This window comes from Pseudoalteromonas sp. SG41-1 (assembly GCF_014164575.1).
GTDB lineage: Bacteria > Pseudomonadota > Gammaproteobacteria > Enterobacterales > Alteromonadaceae > Pseudoalteromonas > Pseudoalteromonas rhizosphaerae.
Genome location: NZ_JACJFL010000008.1, coordinates 31,391 through 53,501, shown reverse-complemented (window position 1 = coordinate 53,501; position 22,111 = coordinate 31,391). Strand labels below are relative to the sequence as shown.

Sequence of the window (22,111 nt, the reverse complement as noted above, 5' to 3'; positions counted from 1 at the left end):
GTCTTTCCTTGCGGGTTATTTGTTTTTTAGCACGACGATGCAATAGAATCTTTTTGCTAACGACGCTCGCATCTTGAGGTGGTTTGGGTATATGCTCAATGTAACCTGTTTAAGTTGATTTTTCGAGCATCAAACCAACTTAACATTGATAATTATCAAAGGAACCTAAATGAATAAGCCAAATGGATATTACCAGTTGCTTGGCGCAGCTGTATTGAGTGTCGCTATACTTGGCTGCGGATGGATTTTAAAATCAGCAGCGCTTGATGTAAAAAATATGGAACGCACGGTTGAGGTTAAAGGATTAGCAGAGCGTGAAGTAACTGCTAATACAGTGATCTGGCCGGTACAATTTAGTGATGCGGACAATAACCTCGAAAAGTTAGTTGAACGAGTTGAGCAGAAAAATGCCGCAGTGATCGCTTTTTTAAAACTGCATGGCTTTGATGAACAAGAGATCAGCCAAGGTAGGCAATCAATTGTTGATAAACAAGCGCGCGAATATGGCGCTGATAATCAACAGTTTCGCTATATTGCCCGCGCAAATATTACCGTGTATTCGCAGCAGCCTGATAAAGTGCAAAACGCCTTAACTAAGGTGGGCCAGCTAGCCAAACAAGGTATTGCGATTGTGCAAGATAACTATGAAACCCGCATTGAATATTTGTTCTCTGGGCTAAACGATATAAAACCAGCAATGGTGCAAGAAGCAACCGAAAAAGCTCGCGAAGTGGCATTAAAATTTGCCAAGGACTCACAGTCAAAACTAGGTAAAATTCGCACCGCAAGACAAGGGCAGTTTAGTATAATCGACCGAGATTCAAACACTCCGCAGATAAAAAAAGTGCGAGTTGTAACCAGCGTTGAATATTATTTATCTGATTAATTTTATTTATGTTGTACAAGGTAGCGCTCAACTTGTTCTGTTTTACAGCGTAAGTAAGCGCCACTGAGCAGTATTTTATAGTCACTGAGTGGCTTTTCTGGGCTTGTTTGAGATAACGTGAGTAAGGCTTTTAAGAATGCGGTAGTGTTTATATTGCCCTGATTTTGTTTAAACTCAACTTCCATTAATGCCAGCAAGGCCGAAAATTCATGCTTTGGTAAGCTGTGTTGAGCTGGGTTGTTTGCAATGTAACTAGCAACTGGGGTCAGCCCGATATCATTAACTTGCGCTAATGCTTGCAGCAAGTTTTCGTTACTTTCAAATAGCATCAGTGAACGTACATAATTAAACGGTAAATTAGCCTCACTACACTCGCTAAATAAGCGGTGCAATACATTTTGCTGCTGTTGGTTTTGTTGTGTAAAACCATGATTGAACTTGAGACCAGGGGTAAAAAAACTTAATTGTTCGGTATTATTTAGCTGACTGATGATGGCTGTTGGTAGAGAGTGTTGAGTTAATATGCGTGTGGCGATATTTTGCAGATAAGTATATTTTACACTCATGCGTTGCGCACTGCTATATAAGTGCTGTAACTGCATGGCTTGTTGTATTGCAGATAAACTGGCAAAGCTATCAACAATGGCTTGCAACTGATGCTGCTGCATCTGTTGATTTAGTTGACTGATACATGTATCCATTGTTAATCCTATACGTTACGTGTATATCAATTGCTTTATCCTAGCGTAAAGCACTTGTTGGTCAAGTGTTTATCTATCTTTCAGGCAATAAAAAAGGCCGTAGATACGGCCTTTGTATATGTTATAAAGTAAGGATGCTTAAGCTGCTAGTTTGCTTGCAACCCATTCATCAACAAAGTTTTCAAGTACGTTTAGTGGCACTGCGCCATTTTTAAGTACTACATCGTGGAATTGGCGAATATCAAACTTATCGCCTAGTTTAACCTTGGCAGCTTCACGAAGTTCTAAAATCTTCAGCATACCTACTTTGTAAGCAGTTGCTTGCGAAGGCATTACAATGTGACGTTCAACCATTTTAACGCCGTCAGACGTCGCGTTTGGCGTGTTATTTACGTAGTAATCAATACCCTGTTGGCGAGTCCACTTCATTTCGTGGATACCAGTATCAACCACTAAGCGACATGCACGCCATAGTTCCATCGATAGACGGCCAAAGTCAGAATAAGGGTCTGCATACATGCCCATTTCTTTTGGTAATAACTCTGAGTACAAGCCCCAACCTTCGATATAGGCTGTGTAGCCACCGAATTTACGGAACTTAGGCACGCCTTCAAGCTCTTGCGAAATTGCAATTTGCATGTGGTGACCTGGAATACCCTCGTGATAAGCCAGCGCTTCCATTTGATACGTTGGCATTGCTTCCATGTCGTAAAGGTTAGCGTAGTAAACACCCGGGCGTGAACCATCTGGTGCAGGCTGTTGGTAGAATGCTTTACCAGCCGCTTTTTCACGGAATGCTTCAACACGCTTAACAATCATGTCGGCTTTAGGCTTAACAATGAATAGCTCATCTAAGCGTGATTTCATGGTGTTAATAAGTGCCGTGGCTTCGTCAAGGTATTGCTGCTTACCTGCTTCAGTATTAGGTAAGTAAAATTGCTTATCGGTTTTCATAAACTGCATAAAGGCTTTTAAATCGCCTTTAAAGCCAACTTTTTCTTTGATTTGGCGCATTTCTTCATGAATACGAGATACTTCAGCTAAACCGATGGTGTGGATTTCTTTAGCCGTTAAATCAGTAGTAGTAGTGCGCGCTAATGCGTTGTTGTAAAACGCTTCGCCATCAGGAAATTTCCAAGCACCATCACGATCATCAGCACGTTTTTCAAGCTGTGCTAAATAATTAATTAACTTAGAGTAAGAAGGTTTTACAGCCGCTTTAAGGGCTTTCTCAGCATCGCTGATTAACGCGTCTTTATCAGCTTGAGCAATTTCAAGCTTCGCAACTTTACGTTTAAAGTCGGCAAGTAAGGTGGAATCATCACCTTGTTCAAATGGCGCACCGTGAATGATATTTTTGCTTGAATCAATCACATGTGGGAATACAAATTTAGGAGCGATAATGCCTTTATCAGCACGTACTTCTAAATCGGTGATCAGTTGATCAATAACCGTGGTTACGCCATTTAAACGCGAGATATAGGCTTTGGCATCGGTAACATCAGAAATCTGGTGTTGGTTGATTAAAAAGGCCGGGATCATCGAGTGAGTACCAAACATTTGGTTCACTGGGTAGTTATGATAGCGCCATTTAAAATCAGCAATGCTGTTTTCAAGGTCTTGCTTTTTAAGGTCATAACTAACTTTTGTGGTGTCATCTAGGAGTTCGCGGTTAATAGCGTTTAATGCCACTAAATCATCTTTTGTTTGTTGATGATCTTTCAGTACGCGCGCTTCGCTACCGTCATCCCATTTGTCGTAGTCTTGTTTGATACCCATGTATGTTTGATAAACAGGGCTGCTCATCACATCACGGTTAAAAGTATCTTCGAAGAACGCATTCGCTTTGTCTATTTCGCTTTGTACAGGTTGTGCTTGTACAGTTGGCGTGCTTTGTTGCTCTGGTGTTTGCTGGCAACCACCTAGCAGTGCAATACTCACTGCGGCGGCGATAAAGGTTAGTTTACGCATGTTTTCCCTTTTGTTGTTAGAAACCATTGAAGGTTATTAATTATTATTAGTGTGTATTTGTTAGTAAAGTTTGGGTCGTTATTACACAAACAATTCTAGCAGGTCATTTAAAAAACGATGACCTTTTTGGCTTACCTGCCAGTGACTATCCGTTTGCTTAAGCAAACCCTTGGCAATGGCTTGTTGCAGCGCATCAGCTTGGCTTTGCAGCGGTAACTGAGTTAAGGCTGTAAAGTCACTAATTGGGCAGGCTTCAAATAACCGTAAGCGATTCATAAAGAATTCAAACGGTAAGTCGTGCTGTTCAACTGGCCACTGTTTAAATAAATAGGGCTTAGCTAAATCCATATAACCGCGAGGATGTTTTACTTTCTCAGTGCGGGTAATGATGCCTGTTTTAGCATCGGTTACCTTACCATGGGCACCACAACCAATGCCTAAATAATCGCCAAAGCGCCAATAATTTAGGTTGTGTTGACATTGGTAGCCAGGTTTTGCATAGCCGGAAATTTCATATTGCTGATAACCTGCCTCAGTAAGTAAGGCTTGGCCTTGCTCTTGAATATCCCATAAGGTGTCATCGGCCGGTAACGTTGGCGGTTTAGATGCAAATTGGGTATTGGCCTCAATCGTTAACTGATACCACGAAATATGTGGCGGATTAAGGGCGATGACTTTTTTCAAGTCGCTCAGCGCATCAGCAACAGATTGCCCCGGTAAGCCATGCATTAAATCAAGATTAAAGCTATTTAAACCTGCTTCATGAGCTTGCTCAGCGGCATATATGGCTTCATCGGCACCGTGAATACGCCCCAACGCTTTGAGCTTGTCGTCTTGCATGCTTTGCACACCAATCGAAATACGATTAATGCCAGCTGCCACATAGTCTTTAAAGCGGCCTGTTTCAACCGTACCGGGGTTGGCTTCTAAGGTGATCTCGCAGTTTTCACTTAGGCCAATTAATGAATCCACCGCCGTTAATAAATTAACGTAGGCCTCACCGGTTAATAAGCTAGGCGTGCCACCACCGATAAAGATTGAATGAATTTTACGTCCTTGCACTAAGTGCAGATCGGTTTTTAAATCATCAATTAAATGCTGCACATATTCCTTTTCAGGGAGCTCACCTTTTTGACCGTGACTATTAAAATCACAATACGGGCACTTTTGCACACACCAAGGGACGTGCACATATAAACTTAATGGTGGTAAATTCACAGGCCGCCTTTGAGCTTAAGCTCAGACAATAAACGTTGTAACGCCTGACCACGATGGCTAACTGCATTTTTTTGCTGTTTAGTCAGTTGCGCACTGGTGCATTCAAGTTCTGGCACATAAAAAATAGGGTCGTAACCAAAACCACCTTGGCCGTTTTGGGCTAAGGTAATTTGACCTTCCCAGCTCGCACTGCAAATCAGTGGGGTAGGGTCATCAGCATGACGCATTAATACCAGCACACACCAAAAGCGCGCACTGCGGTTTGGGTTGTCAGCAAGTTCGCTTAATAATTTATCAATATTATCTTGATCGCTAGCGCCTTCACCGGCATAGCGAGCTGAGTAAACGCCAGGGGCGCCGTTAAGGCCATCAACCTCCAATCCTGAGTCGTCAGCAATAGCTGGTAGCCCAGTTATTTTTGCAGCATGGCGAGCTTTGATAATAGCGTTTTCAACAAAGGTGGTGCCTGTTTCTGCTACTTCTGGCACATTAAAATCGCTTTGTGGCACAACGTTTATTTCAAGCGGGTTTAGCATTTGCGCCAATTCGTTGGCCTTACCCGGATTGCCAGTGGCTAACACTAAAGTTTTTTTCATGAATTAATCTACGTAAAATTTTTGCTGGAACTGCAGCTTTTGAAATTGATTACCTTGTTGTATTTCAATTTCAAAGCGCAGAATTTCTTCGTTAGTAAAATCAACTTGCGCGAGGTAATAAATTGCATCGCCTTCGATGACTTCTTTGAAATCTAAGGTTTGCTTATTACCAAGTAGGTTTTTAGCAGTGCCTTTAAGAATTGCGGTTTGCGCTGTGGCATCGGTATCTTTTTTAAGGATTGAAATATTTACAATGCCCTTATAACCACTACGTTCTAGGCCATAGGTTTTAGCTATTTGTGGTTGAATAAAGGTTGACGGAAATGCAATGTAATGTACTTGCCATGGACCGAGTTCTTTGTATTGTGCGCCTTGCATTTGTTCACTGTGAGCACTAAAGGTAATGCCTGCCAGTGCAAAAAATAAAATACTTGCGAGCTTTTTCATAAATGACTCTTAAAAAAAGAGGCCTAGTAGGCCTCTGTGTTAATGATAAGGTTAGCCGACTAAATCCATAAACAGAAACTGGGCAAATTGCAGCGCGATAATCAACACTAAAATTGATAGATCTAAGCCGCCCAGTGGCGGTAACACTTTACGAATAGGTCTTAACATTGGTTCAGTTAGCTGCTGAAATACCGCTTCTACTGGATTGTTGCCTTGGCTTACCCAGCTTAATAACGCGCGAATAACTAATACCCAAAACAATAAGTTTAAGCCTTCTTTAATCACCGTTTCTAGCGCATCTAACAGTACAAATCCAACTTCCCATGTCGCGCCTACTAAAAATATCAGCGCAGTAGTTTTTGCAGCAGCGACAATGAACGCCAGTAATAACGAAGCTAAGTCTAGACCACCTAACCCTGGAATAATTTTACGCAGTGGATTAACAGCAAATGAAGTAGCTTTGACCACAAACTGACTCAACGGATTGTAAAAATCAGCCTTGGCGGCTTGTAGCCAAAAGCGCATTAATACGACCATTAAAAATAGATCGAATAGTGTGCTTATTAAAAATTGCATGGCGTTCATAACGTACCTTAATTAAAAACCTTAAACATAAATAGGGCTAAAAGCAGCAAAGTGCTTTTAAAGTTCTTGTTCCATTTGCTCTGCGCGAGCAATACAGGCATCCATTGCATCGGCGACAGTGTTAGTCAGACCGTGTGCTTTTAAATGTTCAACGGCTGCATGCGTGGTGCCACCTTTTGATGTCACATTAGCACGCAATTGTGAAATACTAATCTCAGGCTGAGATAGTGCCATTTCAGCTGCACCTAATGCTGTTTGCTGTACTAAGCGACGTGCGTCTTCACCGCTAAAGCCAAGTGCTTTGGCTTTTTCTTCTATGGCTTCCATAAATAAGAAAAAGTAAGCCGGTGATGACCCCGTAACAGCAATAACATCGTTAATTTGTGACTCTTGCTCAACCCATACCGCAATACCTGTACATTCAAATACTTGTTGCACAAAAGTGTGTTCTTGCTCGGTTTCGCCAGCACCAAATAAACCTGATACACCGCGCCCTAATAAAGACGGGGTATTTGGCATACAACGTACCATCTTAACGTCTTGTCCGAGCATTTCACGTAACCGCTTAACCGTTAAGCCTGCGGCGACAGAAATAAATAGCTTATCGCTAAAGTCGATACCCGAATCTTGAAATGATTGACATAAATCACCCATCATTTGCGGCTTTACAGACAACACAATAACATCGGCATCGCGCAGTGCTTGGTTATTATCTGCGGTGGTTTTAACCCCGAAATCCGCTGCTACCTTAGCGAGTTTTTCTTGGTTACGATTTGTTGCAATAATACTCGATGCAGCAAATCCTTTTTTTACCATGCCGCCAATAATGGCGTAGCTCATATTACCTGTGCCTATGAATGCAATTGTTTTATCTGACATATCTTAGTTATCACCTTAGCTTCGTTGGCCAAAAATATCCGTGCCGATGCGTACCATGGTTGAGCCTGCTGCAATCGCAGCTTCGACATCACCACTCATCCCCATCGACAGGGTGTCTATTTGAGGATATTGGGCTTTAAGTCTATCAAAGCAAGCACGTAATTGCTCAAAATATTGTATTTGTTGCTGTGGATCGTCAGTTTTTGCTGGGATTGCCATGACACCACGCAATTCTAAATGCGGGCAATGGTGAATAAATTCAGCGAGGCTTGCAAGTTTATCGGGGTGGCAGCCTGATTTTGAGTCCTCTAAGCTGATATTTACTTGGATCAGTACTTTTAAAGGGGCTTTATCTGCGGGCCTTTGATCGTTTAAACGTTGCGCTATTTTTTCACGTTCAATACTTTGCACCCAATCAAAGTGGCTGGCAACAAGGGCGGTTTTATTTGATTGAATAGGGCCAATGAAATGCCAAACAATATCGCTATAATTTGCTAATTGGGTTATTTTATCAACAGCCTCTTGAACGTATGATTCACCAAATTCTCGGTGACCTTGTTGATAAGCCGCTAGAATGAAATCAGCAGGTTTGGTTTTTGATACTGCCAACAAGCAGACATCGTGCTCATTACGATGATATTTTTTTGCCGCTAAGGCAATTCTAGCATAGGCGGACTTAAGTCGTTCTGCTATTGTAACCATATAATTATCAGTTAGTTGTGGAGTCATAAATGGATATTACCGAATTGTTGGCCTTTAGTGTGCAGCACAAAGCATCAGATTTACACTTATCATCAGGGGTTGCGCCAATGATCCGTGTTGATGGTGATGTGCGACGTATTAATATACCAGCGCTGGAAAACAAAGATGTTAACAGCCTAGTTTACGATATTATGAACGATAATCAACGCAAGGACTATGAACAAAACCTTGAAGTGGATTTTTCGTTTGAAGTGCCAAACTTAGCACGTTTTCGTGTTAATGCCTTCAACTCAAATCGAGGCCCCGCAGCTGTATTTCGTACCATTCCCAGTGAAGTGCTGACGCTTGATGATTTAGGTGCGCCAGATATATTTAAAACAATCTCAGATACGCCGCGTGGTTTAGTGTTGGTAACAGGACCTACAGGCTCTGGTAAATCGACCACATTGGCTGCGATGGTGGATCATATAAATCAACACAAGCATCATCATATTTTAACCATCGAAGATCCCATCGAGTTTGTGCACGACAATAAACTGTCGTTGATTAATCAACGTGAAGTGCATCGCGATACGCATAGTTTTTCTAATGCATTGCGCAGTGCTTTACGTGAAGATCCAGACGTAATTTTGGTTGGTGAGCTACGTGATTTAGAAACTATTCGCCTTGCCATGACTGCTGCTGAAACCGGCCATTTAGTATTTGGTACATTGCATACTACGTCAGCCCCGAAAACCATTGACCGTATTATCGATGTGTTTCCTGGTGAAGAAAAAAGTATGATCCGCTCAATGCTTTCAGAGTCATTACGCGCAGTTATTTCACAAACCCTGTTGAAAAAAATTGGTGGCGGGCGAGTCGCAGCACATGAAATCATGATTGCAGTGCCTGCGATCCGTAACCTTATCCGCGAAGATAAAATTGCGCAAATGTATTCGTCCATTCAAACTGGCGCATCGCATGGTATGCAAACCATGGATCAGTGTTTAATCAATTTAGTGAATCACGGTGTTGTTACCAATGCTGAAGCGCGTGCTAAAGCACAAGATAAAAATAATTTCGGCGGCTAGGCCCGAGTAAGGAGCAGTAATGACACATTCTCTTGATTACTTTTTACATTTGATGATTGAAAAGCAAGGTTCGGATTTATTCGTATCGAGCCAATTGCCAGTCAGCGCAAAGATTAATGGCGAGCTAATTGCACTTGGCGACGAAAAAATATCAGACGAAGAGTCGCTGCAATTAGTTGAATCAGCGATGAGTGAAAAACAAAAAGCAGAGTTTCATAATACTAAAGAGTGCAACTTTGCCATAGCTACCGATGAAGGGCGCTTTAGGATCTCGGCATTTTGGCAACGAGATTGCGCGGGTATGGTTATTCGCCGTATTGTTACGCAAATTCCTGATGTTGCTGAGCTTGGTCTACCGTCGACATTGACTGATGTGATCATGGCTAAACGTGGTTTAGTGCTGTTTGTTGGTGGTACTGGCACCGGTAAATCAACGTCGTTGGCTGCATTATTAGGTTACCGTAATCGTAATCAACGTGGGCATATCTTGACCATTGAAGACCCGATTGAGTTTGTCCATGAACATCGCAAAAGTATTATTACTCAGCGTGAAGTTGGCTTAGATACGGAAAGTTTTGAGGCGGCGTTAAAAAGCTCATTACGCCAAGCCCCCGATGTCATTTTAATTGGTGAAATACGTTCGCAAGAGACCATGGAATACGCACTTAGTTTTGCTGAAACCGGTCATTTATGTGTTGCTACATTACATGCCAATAACGCTAACCAAGCAATTGACCGTATTATGCATTTAGTGCCTAAAGAAAAGCACGATAAGCTAAAATATGATCTATCCTTAAACTTACGAGCTATCATAGCACAACAACTAGTGCCTACAGCCGATGGCAATGGTCGAGTAGCTGCTATCGAAATTTTATTGAATACCCCGATTATCGGCGAGCTTATCAAAAAAGGCGACATTGGCGGCATTAAAGAAGCCATGGCTAAAGCGAAAGATATGGGTATGCAAACCTTTGATCAAGCGTTATTTGAGCTCTATAAACAGCAACGTATCAACTATGCAGATGCTTTGCATCACGCTGACTCACCTAACGATTTACGTTTGATGATTAAGCTTCGAAATAATGAACAGCAAGGGGCTGGTTTTTTACAGGGAGTAACAATTGACGGGTTAGAACCTAAAGGTCAGTAGTATGAAAAAACGCATAAAATGGTTACTTGTAACAGTTAGTTTTTATGTTGTTAGTAACTCATTTTTTGCGATGGCGACAGATCAATCGATTGCTATTTTTATCCGAGATGACGTGCATTATGATTACACACATTTTTTAGCCGGTAGAGCACCGCAGGATATTACTGATTTTAGTGGTCGATTTATACGTCGCGATGTAGTTGATATGATCATTGCCCAACAAGCCTTGTACTTGGGGGGCTTTAATAAAACTTTCAGTTATCAAATTGGTAAAATTAATTTTCGTAATACCAAACTGTTAGAAAAAGGTGAGCTACTGATCAGCTTTGATAGTTATTGGTATGAAGATGCCAAATCACTAGCAGATAAAGTGTATATCAGCGATGAGCTGATCCGTAAAGGCGAGTATTTTGCGGGGATTTTTACTTCTCCAAACAATAAAAAAGTATTTCAGCTGCAGCACCTGTCAGATTTTAATCAACTAACTAGTGTGTCTACGCCGCGTTGGCGTACAGATTGGAAAACTTTATCGCAATTACCATTAAAAGATCTAGTTGCAGAGGATGAATGGCTCAGTCAAGTGCGTATGGTATCGATGCAATGGATTGATTTTATGTTAATGCCACTGATGCCACAGATGGGTAACCAATATGTACTTGAAGATATTGTTTTGCAAGCGGTACCTAATGTGCTGATATTATTAGATGATAGTCGTCATTTTGTAATATCAAAACGCCATCCTGATGGCGCTCAGGCTTTTAAAGCGTTGCAAAAAGGCTTAAAGATATTACGAGAACAAGGTGCGATAGAAAAAGCCTATCGCCAAGCTGGATTTATTCCTGAACTGAGTGAGCAGCTTATTATAAACCTACCGCTTACCCGTAAGCTTGTTCAAAGAAGCTTTCCAAAATAATAACAGCCGACATATTATCCACATTTCCTTTACCTAAGCTACGGTAACCGCCTTGCTCAAATAATCGTGCTTTTGCATCTGCTGTGGTTAAACGTTCGTCTTGGGTCTCTACAGGCAGTCCATAGTGATTATGTAAGCGGTTGGCAAACTTTTTAGCTTTAAAGGTGACTTCTTGATTTGTGCCATCCATATTAAGCGGTAATCCAACCACCAGTAAATCAGGTTGCCACTCATCGACATGCTTTTTAATAAAATCCCAATTTGGAATACCATCTTTGGCTTTGATAGCGCTTAGGCTCGATGCGGTTCCTGTTAGTTCTTGGCCGATAGCAACACCAATGCTGGTGGTGCCAAAATCAAAGCCCATCACGGTGCGTTCACCTTTGGGCTTTAGTTGTTTTTTAGTCATGCTATCTCTGTGCTTTAAAATTGTGGTTGACCACGCTTATGCGTGGCCAGCTTCCGAACTTAATTGGCTAATATCAAAACCGAGCGTCGCGACTGCTTTTTCCCAGCGTTGCTCTATCGGTGTGTTAAAAATAATCTCAGGATCGGCTTTTATAATTAGCCATGAATTTTCGAGTAGCTCTTGTTCGAGCTGGCCTTGCTCCCAACCCGCATAGCCCAGTGTAATAATAAACTGTTCTGGTGCTTGGGCTGTGGTTAAACTTGCCAACACATCTTTGGATGTGGTTATCATTATTTCGCTGCTAAGTTCTTGGCTTGCGCTATAACCTGCTTTTGGAGAATGCAGTACAAAACCACGATCGGTTTTTACAGGTCCTCCAGCAAATACTGCAACACTTGCTGCGTGGGTGGATTTGTCGTTATCAATCTCTATTTTGTCGAGCAAGTCGCCGACTGTAATATTGATCGGCTGGTTGATCACCAGCCCCATAGCCCCGTCTTCATTGTGCTCACAAATATACGCGACAGCACGTTTAAAAAAAGGGTCTTGCATTGATGGCATTGCGATTAAAAAATGATTTTCTAATGATTGCATAACGATACCCCTTTATTGTTAGTAAATTTAAGTATGGCTCAGTTTTCTTTCTATGGCATCAAATAAGCGCCCAGTAATTGAAATATCATAGGCAGCTTCGATTTCTTTTACGCAAGTAGGTGCTGTAACATTAATTTCTGTTAGCTTATCACCAATGATATCAAGACCTACAAAAATAAGCCCTTTAGCTTTTAATGTTGGTGCAACGGCTTCGGCAATTCTACGATCTGAATCACTGATTGGGCGTGCTTCACCACGACCGCCAACAGCTAAATTACCACGTGTTTCACCATTTTGTGGAATGCGGGCTAGGCAATATGGGATCACTTCGCCATCGACCACCAATACGCGTTTATCACCTTGTTTGATCTCTGGGATATAGTTTTGTGCCATGGCAAAACGGCTACCGTGTTCGGTGAGTGTTTCGCAAATAACCCCAATGTTGGCATCATTTTCAGTCACACGGAAAATAGAGGCGCCACCCATACCATCTAAAGGTTTTAGAATGATGTCTTTATGCTCAGCCAAAAATGCGCGGATCTGGTGCTTACAACGGGTTACTAAAGTGTCAGGTGTATGCTCACTAAACCATGCGGTGAATAACTTTTCGTTCGCATCACGCAGGCTTTGTGGCTTATTAATAATAAGCGTGCCTTCAAGTTCGGCGCGTTCTAAAATATAGGTTGCGTAAATGTACTCAGTATCAAACGGTGGATCTTTACGCATTAAAATAACATCTAAATCAGCAAGTGCGATACTGGCTTTTTCTTCCAGCTCATACCAATGGTTTGTATCGTCGAACACGGTTGCTTTTGCGGCTGTGGCATACGCTTTGCCTTTACGCAATGAAAGATCATTCATTTCCATGTAGTAAATTTCATAGCCACGGCTTTGGGCTTGCATCATCATTGCAAAACCGGTGTCTTTTTTGATGTTGAATCCGCTGATCGGATCTGAAATTATACCTAACTTAATTGCCATGTTCGTTGCCTTACTGAATCTGTTGCTATTGATATGAGGGTGGTTTTACTAATTTCAATTAGCTAAATCGCCAAATTGTAGCTGTAGTGCACTTAAGACTGTCAAAGCGGCAGTTTCAGTGCGCAGCACGCGTGGACCGATACGGATATCAACAAAATTTTGTTGTTTGGTCTGGGCAATTTCATCATCAGTGAAGCCACCTTCAGGACCAACTAAAAACCGCACGCCAGCGCTAGGTACTTCGATTGTTTTAATACTGTGCTCTGCACGAGGGTGTAGGGTAAGCTTAATTTCATCACTGCTTTGTGCAAGCCATTGGCTGATGTCTATCGGTGGATGAATCGTGGTGATTCGGTTACGACCAGATTGCTCTGCTGCAGCAATCGCTATTTTTTGCCATTGCTGGTGTTTTTTTGCAAGTCGCTCGGCGCTTAATTTAACGCCACAGCGTTGACTGAAAATAGGGGTGATTTCAGTGATCCCTAATTCAACAGACTTTTGAATGGTAAAGTCCATTTTGTCACCGCGAGAAATCCCTTGGCCTAGGTGAATGCTCAGCGGTGATTCAACATCTTTTTCATTAAATTCAAGCGGCATTGCAACGACTGATTTTTTTCCTACTTCAATGAGTTCGCAAAGATATTCGCCGCCTTGGCCATTAAACAACGAGATATGCTCACCGACTTTCATCCGTAATACGCGACCTATGTGGCCTGCTGCATCATCTTCTAACTGAAGTGCAGTGGCAATTACAATAGGACTTGCTTGATAAATATGAGGAACTCTCATGATGACCTTCAACAAAAATAGCTAATATCGTTATGGTATGTAAGTCATCTCTTCGGTGCAAATACTTATTGTGAGTCAGTGATAATTAGTTAAGTTTTATTTTAACTAATTATTAAGCTTTTCACATAATGCGTCTAAATTTTGCGGTGTTTCGGCTATTTCGGTTTGACATGATAAGTGATTGTTTTGTGCTAAGTCTGTGACTGGTTCAAACAGGTATCCATCATCAATCTCTTTAATTAAAAACCGTACAGAATGTAAAGAATTGAATATAAATCGTTGTTTATCATCAGCTAATAAATAATCCGTTTGATTGTATAGTACACCGGCAATATCATGGTGTTCATGTAAATAACTCGCCAGTTCTGACACGCTAATTTCATTACTAAAGTCGCAGTAGCAATAATCTTTGATCAACTGGTCAAACATTAATTTAACCAAGTGACGGGTATTTGCACCAGCAACAACAAGGGTACTTGGACTGGTGCCGTGTGGCTGAGCAAAATAATGTTCAGTGAATTGCCGGCTGAATTCACTGTCGTTATCGATCAGTAGATAGTTATTTACTTCAAACGGCATAAGGCCCCACGTATTACGTCATTTTCAATATTAAATTGAAAACATACTTATTAGTAAATAGCCTATAGCGCTGAAAACAGCAAATTCAATGCAAGCTATTCCAATATTATCCTGATGATCAATTTCAAGCTCAGTATCAATGTTTGGCAGAGAGATGAACTTGATTATAGTCGTTAATAGATACAGTAATAACCACATAGTTCCGCAATGTAAAGCTAATGTGAATAAATTCTCAACCATTTTACCACTGTGAAAAGTGGCACTGGCAAGACCCGCATAGATAGCTAATGCAAGGCCAATGGATTTACCGGCATAACGAATGCCAATAGAGGTGTTTTCTAAATTAAAGTTACTTTGTAATGACGCCCCTTGATTGGCGCGAGCAAAGCGATATTCACGGAATTTACTGTCTAAGGCAAAAATAGTTTGCAGTAAAAAGAAGCTGACAAAGGCAATTAGTAAGCTGCTAAACCCTTGGGTATGAGACCAGCTGTATAGCCCTAATGTAATAATACAGTTAGCGATCAACATGCCTGAATCTACCAAAGCGGCACAGACATTTTGTTTTAGTATGGCGGCTTCTTCATTAAAGCGGTGCAAGATCCACTTGCGGTGGATCAAGTGGCCTACTTTAATAAAAGTAAACAACAGAACTATCAGTACAATCATCTTAAGCGGGTTTGATTGGGCTGCACTGATACTAATTTCATCAAATAAAAATGCTACAGTCGCGATCACTACACTAATTTCTGACGCAAAACTAATTCCTAGAGCAAAATTGTCATGTTGAGCAAGTTCTTCTTTTAATGCTTGTTTAGCCTTGAGTTGACTCACTACCCGCAAACAAATAACAGCTAAACAAATAACCATAAAACAGATAGCAATCGCGAGTAAACTAGTGTTAGATAAAGATAAATATGACATTGAGAACCTAGGGTGGTTATTATTATGTTAACTATTCTAGTACGGTTACGACTGATATAAAAGAGAGTATTTGATGACACCAGGCGAACAACTCCCAACAGCACTGCATGGTTTAGGCAGCGAACGTTTTTTTCAGCTATATCCAGAGCTTCCTGCTAATGAATTAATTATTAATTTGTTAGGTTTGAGTGACTTCGCCTGGCGTTGCCTGCAATCTCAGCCGCAGTTAATTGAGATGTTGCTCAGTGATACTCAAATGAGTTTGCGAGATAGTCCTAACCCATTTCAAGACTTAAATCTTACCGAGGTTGATGAAGCGCAGTGCCATAAAATTTTACGCCGTTACCGGGAACGCTATTGGCTAAAAGTAGCGTGTTTAGATTTATGTTACAGCAATGATATAGCCGATAGTATTGGCTATATCTCGGCTTTAGCCGATCAGCTAATTGATAGTGCCAATAACTGGGCATTTGCTCAGGTTGCTCAGATTAATGGGCAACCATTCGATGAGCAACAACAGCCTCTGGCGATGTTGGTATTAGGAATGGGTAAGTTAGGTGGCCAAGAACTTAACTATTCGTCAGATATCGATTTAATTTTTTCTTATCCACGTAGTGTAAAAACTCAAGGTGGGCGGCGCTCTTTAGAAGCGCAAGTGTTTTACACTAAAGTGGCACAAAAGCTGATTGCCGCACTTAATCAAACAACGGTTGATGGACAAGTATTTAGGGTCGATATGCGGCTGCGACCTTTTGGTGAAAGTGGCCCCTTGGTGATGAGTTTTAATGCCATGGAAGATTACTACCAAGATCAAGGCCGTGAGTGGGAACGCTATGCCATGCTCAAAGGACGTTTAATTGGCCCTCAAACGGGCTATTGTGATGAATTTTATCAGTTATTAAAGCCTTTTGTGTATCGTCGCTATATCGATTTTTCAGTGATTGAATCGCTGCGTAAAATGAAGCAAATGATAGCTCAAGAAGTACGCCGTAAGCGCTTAACCAACAATATAAAACTAGGCGCTGGTGGAATTCGTGAGGTCGAGTTTGTGGTGCAAGCATTGCAAATGGTACGAGGTGGGCGTGAAGCCAATTTACAAACACAATCATTACAAAAAGCGTTAGCTGAATTAGTAAATATTCAAGTTATTGGCGCAGATGAAGCAAAATTATTACGCCACAATTATTTGTTTTTAAGGCGAGTTGAGCAATATTTACAGATTTTTGCAGATCAACAAACGCAAACATTGCCAGATGATGCCTTGAGCCAACAACGATTAAATTACCTGTTAGAGCAGAGTGACTTCAGCGCATCTTTAGCGCAAATAAATGATATTATGGCTGGCATACACAGTGAATTTGAACAAGTTATTGGTTATGAAAGTGAGCCTGTTGATCCTTGCGAAAGTGCTTTTATAAGTGCTTGGGAACACACCGATATTAGTGTTTTAACCGACCCAAATGATGCATGGCAAATACCATTAGAAGATTTTAAAGCCCGCTTAACGAAAACTAAAATTGGTCATCGTGGCCGTGATATTCTCGATAAACTCATGCCATTAATGCTAAAGCAACTATCAGACAGTCAAGCAAGTGGTGACGTATTTAGTATGATCTGCCAAGTATTAAGCAAGGTTATTTCACGAACAGCCTATTTAGAGTTGCTGTTTGAAAACCAAGGCGCGTTAAAACAGCTTGTTTCGTTGTGTTGCCATAGTAAATGGATTGGTGAGCATATTTCGCGTTACCCGATTTTACTTGATGAGCTTATCGATCCTGCGGTGCTGTATAAGCCTACACCACTGACTGCATATAAAGACGAAATACGACAGTATTTTTTACGAATTGATAGCGCAGACTTAGAACAGCAAATGGAAGCACTGCGTCAGTTTAAACAAACCCATCAACTACGTATTGCTGCCGCTGATGCAACCGGTGTGTTAGATGTAATGAAAGTAAGCGATCATTTAACAGCATTAGCCGAAGCGATAGTTGAGCAAGCGGTGAACCTTGCTTGGCAGCAAATGGCGCAGCGTTTTGGTATTCCGCCCAATACTGATGAAGAGCACAAGGGCTTTGCCGTAATAGCTTATGGTAAAACCGGTGGTTTTGAAGTGGGTTATGATTCTGATCTCGATTTAGTCTTTGTACATAATAGTGATGGCTCAGAGCAAACTAATGGCACTAAAGCGATTGATTCACGACAGTTTTATTTAAAATTAGCACAGCGACTAATGCATTTATTTAATACTCGTACGGCGTCGGGCATTTTATATGAACTAGATACGCGGTTACGCCCAGAAGGTGCCTCAGGGTTAATGGCAATCAATCTTGAGAGCTTTAACCACTATCAGCAAACGCAAGCTTGGACATGGGAACATCAAGCGCTAGTGCGTTCTCGGATGATTTTTGGGCAACCCGAATTACAGCAGCGCTTTGCGCAAATTCGCTTAGGCATTTTGTGCCAGCAGCGCGACCCGCAAAAGCTTAAAGAAGATGTGATCATCATGCGTGAAAAAATGCGCACACATTTAGCGAAAGGCAACGATATTGAGTTTGATTTAAAACAAGATACTGGCGGCATTGCTGATATTGAGTTTCTGACTCAATATTTAGTGCTTGATAACGCTTATAGCTTAGAGCAACTAACTACTTACTCAGACAACGTAAGGATTTTAACCGATGCAGCAAGGCTTGGTTGTATTAGTGATGAGATCAAGCAAGGGCTTATTACAGCCTATATTGATTATCGCTCGCGTTATCATGTGTTGAGCCTAGATCAGCAGGGACGTTGTGTAACAAAAGCTGAATTTGCGAAAGACATCGCATTTGTTACACAAGCATGGCAGCAGATATTTGAGTTAAGCGCTTAACTTCTTAGGCGCTTACAGTTTTCGCGCACATATTCAGAGGGCAGCTCGGTTATCACGGCTGCTCGCTGTTTAAAACAAAAGAAGGTATAAACTTCGTTTTCAAAGTCATCATTGATCGCCCGGCCAACTTGATAAAGTGTTGAATTAAAATTGCTATCCACTCTAAAGTGTTCTTTGATCACATAGTCTTTACTTAAATACCAATACAGAACGATATCTTCATCGCGTGCGTAATCAGTTAACACTTTTTTTAAAGTCGAGCCATTTTCAAAGCGTCTCGGCATTAATTCACCAGTCCAATTTGGTGAGGATGGTTCAACAACTTTAGCGCGCTCGGTCAGCGCCGCATCTATATTTATATCCGGATTAGCTAATTTAAGTACGTATTTATCGCGTTCATTGCTTTTATTTACTTGGTTGCGTAATGATGAATAAAAACGTGATAAACCTTGCGCAGCCGCATTTTTGGTATCTTTCATGTCCATGACTGGACCATGGCCTAATAAAAAATAAATTGCTGCGGCAATTAAAATAGCAGCTAATGATAAATGCTTAATCCAAAACCACATGGCTCATACTCTTGTATTTGTATTTACTAATAAAAGCATATTACAATGCTGTTGTCACTTGTAATAAGAAGGTGCATCAATATCAGGGCGTGTTTTAAAACGTCTATGAAGCCACATATATTGCGTTGGTGCAACGTTTACAGCTTGCTCGATACGTTGGTTGACGCGTGTTACATCAGCATGATCATCACCACTTGGAAAATTATCTAGTGTTGGCAGTATTTCTAAATGATACTTGCCATGTTCATCGCGACGGCTGGTTAAACTAACTGTTTCGCAATTTTTGCTGGCTGCAAAAAGTAATGTACCAGTGGTACTTGCTGTATCTTTGACTGCAAAAAATGGTGCAAATTCACAACGTTTACGACCGTAGTCCTGATCTGGTAAATAGTAACAAACCTTTTTAGCCTTAAGTGCTTTTAGTAACCCTTTGACATCGCGCTTGCCAATTAAATACTCATTGGAACGTAAGCGGCCACGAGTCATAAAAAATTCCATTAGCGGGTTGTTATGTGGACGATAGAAGCCAATACCTTGGTGATTGAGCCCCATAATGCGGCTTGTCATTTCAAGATGAAGAATGTGTGGCACGAGTAACAGTACACCTTTACCTGATTGTTGGATCCTGTCAAAGTGCTCAAGTCCTTTCACTGAGCCATAAACGCGTTTTATCCGCCAGTTTGGCCACCACCATGCCATTCCGGTTTCAAGAGTCGCAATACCGGTGTTTTCCATATTCTGTTTGACCAGTGCGCGTTGCTGCTCAGCGGGCATTTCAGGAAAGCACAATTTAATATTTACTTCGGCAATATGGCGGCGTTTTTTCATAGTGCGATACACCAAACGGCCAAGTTGCCTTCCTAGCCAAAGTTGTAGTTTCGAAGGTAACCAAGATATTGTATATAAAATAAACACACCAAGCCAAGTAAGCCAATAGCGAGGCCCCAGAAAGGACCATTTAAATTCAGAAGAGTTGACCACGGAAATATCTCACATACGAAAAGTAGCTAGTTTAACTGGATGAATAAAAAAATACAAAAAAGCCAGCAAGTTGCTGGCTTTTAAATGAGTAATGTTAAGCTTATCTTTATTGGATTTCTTTTAAACCTTGGTTGATGGCTTGTAAATCATTACTTGTTAACGTGCCCGCTGCTTGTTTTAAGCGTAGCGTTGATACAACGTAGCGATAACGTACATCAGCGAGGTTACGTTTGGCGTTAAATAAGTTTTGTGTACTGACCAGTACGTCAACAATAGTACGAGTACCCACTTCAAAACCAGCTTCAGTGGCTTTTAATGCACTTTCAGCAGAAACTACGGCTTGTTCAAGCGCTTTAAAGGTCGCAATATCTGATACTACTTGATTATAAGAGGTGATCACCGAGCGGGTTACGCCACGCAGACTAGCTTCTAGATCTTCACTTGCAGCAACATAAAAAGCACGTGCCTGCTCAGTCGCTGCAGTAGTAGCACCGCCTGAATATATTGGCACACTAAAGTTAATGCCAATATTTGTACTATCACCACGTGGGCGGGCAGTGTTGCTATTGCTATCAGTTAGTGTATCACCGTAGCTGGCATCTAAAGTCAGCTTAGGATAATGGCCTGCTTGTGCTAAATCAATTTGATCTTTAGCGATATCAACCGTTACCTTGGAGACCTGCAGGTTTAAATTATTTTGTTCTGCAAGCTTAATGTAATCGGGTGATTTTTTTGTCGGTTGTACCGTAGAGAATGTTTCGGTATTTAATACATCAAGCTTAGCATGATATTTACCGGTAATTTCACGAAGCTGCTCACGGGCAGTTTCAACGCCGTTTCTGGCAACGATTTCGCGGGCAACCGAGTTATCAAATTGTGCTTGCGCTTCATGCACATCGGTAATTGCCGTCAAGCCTACAGCATAACGCTGTTTGGTTTGCTCAAGTTGACGTTCAATAGCGCGTTTTTCAGATTGTACAAATTCTAAGTTATCAATTGAACTTAATACGCTGAAATAGCCATCTGCAACACGAACAATTAGGTCTTGCTTGGCAAAATCATATTGAGCAGCTGCTTGCAACGCTTGTTTGTCTGCAATACCGAGTGAATTCCATGCACCTAAATCAAACAGAGTTTGGCTTAGTCTAAGACCACGGCTGAAAGTATCTGAATCGCTATCGATCTTGGTATATCCTGCCGCATCAGTTCCGTTAAATGATGTGCTATCGGTTTTCTCATACCCCATAGAAAAACCGATTTGTGGCAATAATGCGCTCATCGCACGGTCACTGTTATAAGCTTGTGCATTTGCTTGGGCTTTTGCTTTTAAAACTGTAGGATCGTTAGCAGTGGCAATTTCATAAACTTGTAATAAGTCTTCAGCATTTGACGCTGTAGCTGTTAATGCGCAAGATATACCAATCAGCGCAGCAAGAATGTTCTTTTTCATTATTCGTTCAGTCCTTAGACAATTTACGTTCTAAAAGCATGGTAACCTGTTTTACATAAGAACAAAAAAAAATTTGCGTAAAACAGCGTAAACAAGTGTAACAGAATATAATATCCCGGACATGATAGTAAGTATCTAGGTTGAAACTCAAGTAATAATATGTGTAATAGGAAACTTCATGGCTGATGAAATACTCACAAAATTTACCAAGCAAGACGTTATAATAGCTCCTATAAAGGTACTTTATAACGGTTTTTTTAAGATTAACTTATATCAGTTTGAACATGCATTATTTGCGGGGGGCCAATCAGCGACGATCCGCCGTGAAATACTTGAACGCGGTGACGCTGTTGCGGTTTTACCGTATGATCCCGTAACAGACTGTATTTTGCTGATCGAACAAATACGTATTGGCGCGATAAAAAGTAAACAGTCACCTTGGTTATTAGAATGTATAGCAGGCATGACCGATGGCAGCACTAATTATGAAGATGTCGTTAGGCGCGAAGCATTTGAAGAAGCGGGCTTAGTACTGAGTGAATTAGAATTTATGCTATCGTATCTGTCAAGCCCTGGTGGGACTACTGAGCGGTTACATCTTTACCTTGCAAAGACTGATTTAAGCCAGCTGCAAAGTGGCGTGTATGGACTTGCAACTGAAGGTGAAGATATTAAAACGCATATTCTCAGTTTTGATGATGCAATGGCGCGTTTAGCAACCGGTGAGATAGATAATGCTGCCTCGGTAATTTCATTGCAGTGGTTAGCGCTTAATCGCGAACGTATAATTAATAATCAGCGCAGCTAAAATAGTAATAGACTACCCTTAACCTCTAACTTTATGG

General features: G+C 41.2%; 23 protein-coding genes. 6 read left to right on the top strand and 17 right to left on the bottom strand.

The window, feature by feature from the left end; genetic code table 11:
* Nucleotides 1–169: 169 nt before the first annotated feature.
* Complete coding sequence (locus tag H5203_RS07410; RefSeq protein WP_182819538.1) at nt 170–886, top strand: SIMPL domain-containing protein; 717 nt, start codon at nt 170–172, stop codon at nt 884–886.
* Nucleotides 887–888: 2 nt separating this feature from the next.
* Here the strand turns inward: H5203_RS07410 and H5203_RS07405 are convergent, their stop codons facing one another.
* From H5203_RS07405 to H5203_RS07370, 8 genes are all read right to left on the bottom strand, one after another.
* Nucleotides 889–1,587: a hypothetical protein gene (locus tag H5203_RS07405; protein WP_182734559.1), complete on the bottom strand. Its 699-nt coding sequence runs from the start codon at nt 1,585–1,587 to the stop codon at nt 889–891.
* 138 nt (nt 1,588–1,725) lie between these two features.
* Nucleotides 1,726–3,558 (bottom strand): DUF885 family protein, encoded by a 1,833-nt coding sequence (locus tag H5203_RS07400; RefSeq protein ID WP_145234916.1) that lies wholly within the window; start codon nt 3,556–3,558, stop codon nt 1,726–1,728.
* An 81-nt stretch (nt 3,559–3,639) separates the two neighbouring features.
* On the bottom strand, nt 3,640–4,776 hold the full coding sequence (gene hemW / locus H5203_RS07395) for a radical SAM family heme chaperone HemW (protein ID WP_182731341.1): 1,137 nt from the start codon (nt 4,774–4,776) through the stop codon (nt 3,640–3,642).
* On the bottom strand, nt 4,773–5,372 hold the full coding sequence (locus tag H5203_RS07390; protein WP_182819537.1) for an XTP/dITP diphosphatase: 600 nt from the start codon (nt 5,370–5,372) through the stop codon (nt 4,773–4,775). The genes hemW and H5203_RS07390 overlap by 4 nt, the downstream gene beginning before the upstream one ends.
* A gap of 3 nt (nt 5,373–5,375) precedes the next feature.
* A complete protein-coding gene (locus H5203_RS07385) occupies nt 5,376–5,819 on the bottom strand; it encodes a DUF4426 domain-containing protein (protein ID WP_145234922.1) in 444 nt (147 codons plus the stop codon).
* A 51-nt stretch (nt 5,820–5,870) separates the two neighbouring features.
* Nucleotides 5,871–6,404 carry a YggT family protein gene (locus H5203_RS07380; protein WP_145234925.1) on the bottom strand — a complete coding sequence of 178 codons (534 nt, stop codon included), beginning with the start codon at nt 6,402–6,404 and terminating at the stop codon, nt 5,871–5,873.
* A gap of 57 nt (nt 6,405–6,461) precedes the next feature.
* A complete protein-coding gene (gene proC / locus H5203_RS07375) occupies nt 6,462–7,283 on the bottom strand; it encodes a pyrroline-5-carboxylate reductase (protein WP_182731342.1) in 822 nt (273 codons plus the stop codon).
* Between the two features lie 15 nt (nt 7,284–7,298).
* Nucleotides 7,299–8,012 (bottom strand): YggS family pyridoxal phosphate-dependent enzyme, encoded by a 714-nt coding sequence (locus H5203_RS07370; RefSeq protein ID WP_145234929.1) that lies wholly within the window; start codon nt 8,010–8,012, stop codon nt 7,299–7,301.
* 2 nt (nt 8,013–8,014) lie between these two features.
* Here H5203_RS07370 and H5203_RS07365 point away from each other — a divergent pair, with 2 nt between their 5' ends.
* From H5203_RS07365 to H5203_RS07355, 3 genes are read left to right on the top strand one after another with little or no spacing between them, the layout of a single operon-like run.
* Nucleotides 8,015–9,055: a type IV pilus twitching motility protein PilT gene (locus H5203_RS07365; protein ID WP_145234931.1), complete on the top strand. Its 1,041-nt coding sequence runs from the start codon at nt 8,015–8,017 to the stop codon at nt 9,053–9,055.
* A 19-nt stretch (nt 9,056–9,074) separates the two neighbouring features.
* On the top strand, nt 9,075–10,205 hold the full coding sequence (locus tag H5203_RS07360; RefSeq protein ID WP_145234933.1) for a PilT/PilU family type 4a pilus ATPase: 1,131 nt from the start codon (nt 9,075–9,077) through the stop codon (nt 10,203–10,205).
* Between the two features lies 1 nt (nt 10,206).
* The gene (locus H5203_RS07355) at nt 10,207–11,118 is read left to right on the top strand and encodes a hypothetical protein (protein WP_145234935.1); all 912 of its coding nucleotides are present in this window, start codon (nt 10,207–10,209) and stop codon (nt 11,116–11,118) included.
* On the opposite strand, the gene ruvX is transcribed toward H5203_RS07355, so the two are convergent.
* The 6 genes from ruvX to H5203_RS07325 all read right to left on the bottom strand — a co-directional run bounded on the left by ruvX (nt 11,081) and on the right by H5203_RS07325 (nt 15,394).
* Nucleotides 11,081–11,527 carry a Holliday junction resolvase RuvX gene (gene ruvX / locus H5203_RS07350; protein WP_145234938.1) on the bottom strand — a complete coding sequence of 149 codons (447 nt, stop codon included), beginning with the start codon at nt 11,525–11,527 and terminating at the stop codon, nt 11,081–11,083. The two genes, H5203_RS07355 and ruvX, sit on opposite strands and share 38 nt — an antisense overlap.
* A 36-nt stretch (nt 11,528–11,563) precedes the next feature.
* Nucleotides 11,564–12,121 (bottom strand): YqgE/AlgH family protein, encoded by a 558-nt coding sequence (locus tag H5203_RS07345; RefSeq protein ID WP_145234940.1) that lies wholly within the window; start codon nt 12,119–12,121, stop codon nt 11,564–11,566.
* A 27-nt stretch (nt 12,122–12,148) separates the two neighbouring features.
* Nucleotides 12,149–13,102 carry a glutathione synthase gene (gshB, locus tag H5203_RS07340; RefSeq protein ID WP_145234942.1) on the bottom strand — a complete coding sequence of 318 codons (954 nt, stop codon included), beginning with the start codon at nt 13,100–13,102 and terminating at the stop codon, nt 12,149–12,151.
* A 54-nt stretch (nt 13,103–13,156) separates the two neighbouring features.
* Entirely contained in the window at nt 13,157–13,891 is a 735-nt protein-coding gene (gene rsmE, locus H5203_RS07335) for a 16S rRNA (uracil(1498)-N(3))-methyltransferase (RefSeq protein WP_145234944.1), read from the bottom strand.
* A 105-nt stretch (nt 13,892–13,996) separates the two neighbouring features.
* Nucleotides 13,997–14,470: a hypothetical protein gene (locus H5203_RS07330; protein WP_145234946.1), complete on the bottom strand. Its 474-nt coding sequence runs from the start codon at nt 14,468–14,470 to the stop codon at nt 13,997–13,999.
* A gap of 30 nt (nt 14,471–14,500) precedes the next feature.
* Nucleotides 14,501–15,394, bottom strand: coding sequence for a hypothetical protein (locus tag H5203_RS07325; RefSeq protein WP_145234948.1), 894 nt, complete (start codon nt 15,392–15,394; stop codon nt 14,501–14,503).
* Nucleotides 15,395–15,467: 73 nt separating this feature from the next.
* Here H5203_RS07325 and glnE point away from each other — a divergent pair, with 73 nt between their 5' ends.
* Nucleotides 15,468–18,266 carry a bifunctional [glutamate--ammonia ligase]-adenylyl-L-tyrosine phosphorylase/[glutamate--ammonia-ligase] adenylyltransferase gene (gene glnE, locus H5203_RS07320; protein ID WP_145234950.1) on the top strand — a complete coding sequence of 933 codons (2,799 nt, stop codon included), beginning with the start codon at nt 15,468–15,470 and terminating at the stop codon, nt 18,264–18,266.
* On the opposite strand, the gene H5203_RS07315 is transcribed toward glnE, so the two are convergent.
* From H5203_RS07315 to tolC, 3 genes are all read right to left on the bottom strand, one after another.
* Nucleotides 18,263–18,835, bottom strand: a complete 573-nt coding sequence (locus H5203_RS07315) for a TcpQ domain-containing protein (RefSeq protein WP_182819536.1) — start codon at nt 18,833–18,835, stop codon at nt 18,263–18,265. The two genes, glnE and H5203_RS07315, sit on opposite strands and share 4 nt — an antisense overlap.
* A 54-nt stretch (nt 18,836–18,889) precedes the next feature.
* A complete protein-coding gene (lpxL, locus tag H5203_RS07310) occupies nt 18,890–19,816 on the bottom strand; it encodes an LpxL/LpxP family Kdo(2)-lipid IV(A) lauroyl/palmitoleoyl acyltransferase (protein WP_145234954.1) in 927 nt (308 codons plus the stop codon).
* Between the two features lie 106 nt (nt 19,817–19,922).
* Entirely contained in the window at nt 19,923–21,266 is a 1,344-nt protein-coding gene (gene tolC, locus H5203_RS07305) for an outer membrane channel protein TolC (protein WP_182731346.1), read from the bottom strand.
* Nucleotides 21,267–21,444: 178 nt separating this feature from the next.
* Here tolC and H5203_RS07300 point away from each other — a divergent pair, with 178 nt between their 5' ends.
* A complete protein-coding gene (locus H5203_RS07300; protein ID WP_145234960.1) occupies nt 21,445–22,074 on the top strand; it encodes an NUDIX domain-containing protein in 630 nt (209 codons plus the stop codon).
* Nucleotides 22,075–22,111 lie beyond the last annotated feature (37 nt).

What these genes read in the sequence shown, in the direction of transcription:
- H5203_RS07410 (WP_182819538.1), top strand. Translation starts at nt 170, where the DNA reads ATGAATAAGCCAAATGGATATTACCAGTTGCTTGGCGCAGCTGTATTG.
- H5203_RS07405 (WP_182734559.1), bottom strand. Translation starts at nt 1,587, where the DNA reads ATGGATACATGTATCAGTCAACTAAATCAACAGATGCAGCAGCATCAG.
- H5203_RS07400 (WP_145234916.1), bottom strand. Translation starts at nt 3,558, where the DNA reads ATGCGTAAACTAACCTTTATCGCCGCCGCAGTGAGTATTGCACTGCTA.
- H5203_RS07390 (WP_182819537.1), bottom strand. Translation starts at nt 5,372, where the DNA reads ATGAAAAAAACTTTAGTGTTAGCCACTGGCAATCCGGGTAAGGCCAAC.
- H5203_RS07385 (WP_145234922.1), bottom strand. Translation starts at nt 5,819, where the DNA reads ATGAAAAAGCTCGCAAGTATTTTATTTTTTGCACTGGCAGGCATTACC.
- H5203_RS07380 (WP_145234925.1), bottom strand. Translation starts at nt 6,404, where the DNA reads ATGAACGCCATGCAATTTTTAATAAGCACACTATTCGATCTATTTTTA.
- proC (WP_182731342.1), bottom strand. Translation starts at nt 7,283, where the DNA reads ATGTCAGATAAAACAATTGCATTCATAGGCACAGGTAATATGAGCTAC.
- H5203_RS07370 (WP_145234929.1), bottom strand. Translation starts at nt 8,012, where the DNA reads ATGACTCCACAACTAACTGATAATTATATGGTTACAATAGCAGAACGA.
- H5203_RS07365 (WP_145234931.1), top strand. Translation starts at nt 8,015, where the DNA reads ATGGATATTACCGAATTGTTGGCCTTTAGTGTGCAGCACAAAGCATCA.
- H5203_RS07360 (WP_145234933.1), top strand. Translation starts at nt 9,075, where the DNA reads ATGACACATTCTCTTGATTACTTTTTACATTTGATGATTGAAAAGCAA.
- H5203_RS07355 (WP_145234935.1), top strand. Translation starts at nt 10,207, where the DNA reads ATGAAAAAACGCATAAAATGGTTACTTGTAACAGTTAGTTTTTATGTT.
- ruvX (WP_145234938.1), bottom strand. Translation starts at nt 11,527, where the DNA reads ATGACTAAAAAACAACTAAAGCCCAAAGGTGAACGCACCGTGATGGGC.
- H5203_RS07345 (WP_145234940.1), bottom strand. Translation starts at nt 12,121, where the DNA reads ATGCAATCATTAGAAAATCATTTTTTAATCGCAATGCCATCAATGCAA.
- gshB (WP_145234942.1), bottom strand. Translation starts at nt 13,102, where the DNA reads ATGGCAATTAAGTTAGGTATAATTTCAGATCCGATCAGCGGATTCAAC.
- rsmE (WP_145234944.1), bottom strand. Translation starts at nt 13,891, where the DNA reads ATGAGAGTTCCTCATATTTATCAAGCAAGTCCTATTGTAATTGCCACT.
- H5203_RS07330 (WP_145234946.1), bottom strand. Translation starts at nt 14,470, where the DNA reads ATGCCGTTTGAAGTAAATAACTATCTACTGATCGATAACGACAGTGAA.
- H5203_RS07325 (WP_145234948.1), bottom strand. Translation starts at nt 15,394, where the DNA reads ATGTCATATTTATCTTTATCTAACACTAGTTTACTCGCGATTGCTATC.
- glnE (WP_145234950.1), top strand. Translation starts at nt 15,468, where the DNA reads ATGACACCAGGCGAACAACTCCCAACAGCACTGCATGGTTTAGGCAGC.
- H5203_RS07315 (WP_182819536.1), bottom strand. Translation starts at nt 18,835, where the DNA reads ATGTGGTTTTGGATTAAGCATTTATCATTAGCTGCTATTTTAATTGCC.
- tolC (WP_182731346.1), bottom strand. Translation starts at nt 21,266, where the DNA reads ATGAAAAAGAACATTCTTGCTGCGCTGATTGGTATATCTTGCGCATTA.
- H5203_RS07300 (WP_145234960.1), top strand. Translation starts at nt 21,445, where the DNA reads ATGGCTGATGAAATACTCACAAAATTTACCAAGCAAGACGTTATAATA.